General features: G+C 46.2%; 9 tRNA genes and 3 rRNA genes. All 12 read left to right on the forward strand.

The annotated features are described in order from the left end of the window. A 23S ribosomal RNA gene (locus GMD78_RS21200) occupies window positions 1–125 on the forward strand; the annotation flags it as partial. 179 nt (window positions 126–304) lie between these two features. Further along, window positions 305–420: ribosomal RNA gene (gene rrf / locus GMD78_RS21205) — 5S ribosomal RNA — on the forward strand. Continuing rightward, window positions 421–496 (forward strand) — tRNA-Val (locus GMD78_RS21210). 5 nt (window positions 497–501) lie between these two features. After that, a tRNA-Thr gene (locus tag GMD78_RS21215) sits at window positions 502–577 on the forward strand. A gap of 208 nt (window positions 578–785) precedes the next feature. Further along, a tRNA-Lys gene (locus tag GMD78_RS21220) sits at window positions 786–861 on the forward strand. A gap of 7 nt (window positions 862–868) precedes the next feature. Beyond that, window positions 869–953 (forward strand) — tRNA-Leu (locus GMD78_RS21225). 17 nt (window positions 954–970) lie between these two features. Then, a tRNA-Gly gene (locus GMD78_RS21230) sits at window positions 971–1045 on the forward strand. Window positions 1046–1051: 6 nt separating this feature from the next. After that, a tRNA-Leu gene (locus tag GMD78_RS21235) sits at window positions 1052–1140 on the forward strand. 3 nt (window positions 1141–1143) lie between these two features. Next, window positions 1144–1220, forward strand: a tRNA-Arg gene (locus tag GMD78_RS21240). Between the two features lie 5 nt (window positions 1221–1225). Next, a tRNA-Pro gene (locus tag GMD78_RS21245) sits at window positions 1226–1302 on the forward strand. 6 nt (window positions 1303–1308) lie between these two features. Beyond that, window positions 1309–1384 (forward strand) — tRNA-Ala (locus GMD78_RS21250). Window positions 1385–1689: 305 nt separating this feature from the next. Beyond that, window positions 1690–1815: ribosomal RNA gene (locus GMD78_RS21255) — 16S ribosomal RNA — on the forward strand; the annotation flags it as partial.

Below are 1815 nucleotides of genomic sequence, written 5' to 3' on the forward strand. Positions count from 1 at the left end.
AGATGAGACTTCCCATCACTTCGAGTGAGTAAGATCCCTCAGAGACTATGAGGTTGATAGGTCCGAGGTGGAAGCGTGGTGACACGTGGAGCTGACGGATACTAATCGATCGAGGACTTAACTAACATATTTTTGATTCGTTGTTTACTTCTTATTTAGTTTTTAGGGTATAATTAAAAAAAACCCTTGCATTTTATTTAATAAATGCATATAATATATTTTGTCGTCAATAAAAATGTTCGTGGGGATCGGTTAAAACCGTTCTTTTCCTATGAATAACAACGAACGACCTATGCTATATAGGTCTGGTAGCGATAGCGAGAAGGTCACACCTGTTCCCATGCCGAACACAGAAGTTAAGCTTCTCAGCGCCGATGGTAGTTGGGGCTTTGCCCCTGCGAGAGTAGGACGCCGCCAGGCGGAGGATTAGCTCAGCTGGGAGAGCACTTGCCTTACAAGCAAGGGGTCACAGGTTCGAGCCCTGTATCCTCCACCATATACGCCGGCCTAGCTCAATTGGTAGAGCAACTGACTTGTAATCAGTAGGTTGGGGGTTCAAGTCCTCTGGCCGGCACCATTTTTGTCATTTATATGAAGTGAATATATAAATATTACATGATCGTAAAAGCATTGCGAGCCATTAGCTCAGTTGGTAGAGCAACAAGCTATACTTCCAGCGAATAGGCTACGAGTAACCCCGAAGCACCAAACAACATTGAATAATCTTGTAGATGTAGGGGTCACCATGATCAACATTCTAACTTAAAAAGTACCCATAATCACAAGAGCCATTAGCTCAGTTGGTAGAGCATCTGACTTTTAATCAGAGGGTCGAAGGTTCGAATCCTTCATGGCTCACCATTTTATTGCGGGTGTGGCGGAATTGGCAGACGCGCTAGACTTAGGATCTAGTATCTTCGGATGTGGGGGTTCGACTCCCTTCACCCGCACCATTTAATTTAATAGTTATGCGGAAGTAGTTCAGTGGTAGAACACCACCTTGCCAAGGTGGGGGTCGCGGGTTCGAATCCCGTCTTCCGCTCCATAAAGTGCCGGGGTGGCGGAATTGGCAGACGCACAGGACTTAAAATCCTGCGGTAGGTGACTACCGTACCGGTTCGACTCCGGTCCTCGGCACCATATGCGCCCGTAGCTCAATTGGATAGAGCGTTTGACTACGGATCAAAAGGTTAGGGGTTCGACTCCTCTCGGGCGCGCCATATAACGGGAAGTAGCTCAGCTTGGTAGAGCACATGGTTTGGGACCATGGGGTCGCAGGTTCAAATCCTGTCTTCCCGACCATTATACGGGGCCTTAGCTCAGCTGGGAGAGCGCCTGCCTTGCACGCAGGAGGTCAGCGGTTCGATCCCGCTAGGCTCCACCAATAATCAAATCGCTATTGACATTATGTTCAATAGGTGATACATTAGATGAGTTGCTTCAAAAGCAACACAATTAATATTTGCTCTTTGAAAACTGAACAAAACAACTAGTATGTTTAGCGAAACTTAACTTTTCGACTTTACGGAGAAAAAGTTTTAGTTGAGCTTATGCAGGGTTGGAAAGTTGAACTTTTCAACCCTGCCAAGAAAAACATCCCGTTTTTCTTTAAAGATTAAATCTAGAAGCTAGTGTTTCTAGTAGCTAAGAACTTTCATGTGATTGATTGGTGTTAATCACATACAAACTTTTTTGGAGAGTTTGATCTTGGCTCAGGACGAACGCTGGCGGCGTGCCTAATACATGCAAGTCGAGCGCGGGAAGCAAGTGATCGCCCTTCGGGGCGTGAACTTGTGGAACGAGCGGCGGACGGGT

The sequence above is a fragment of the Ornithinibacillus caprae genome, assembly GCF_009728145.1.
GTDB classification, from domain to species: domain Bacteria; phylum Bacillota; class Bacilli; order Bacillales; family Amphibacillaceae; genus Ornithinibacillus; species Ornithinibacillus caprae.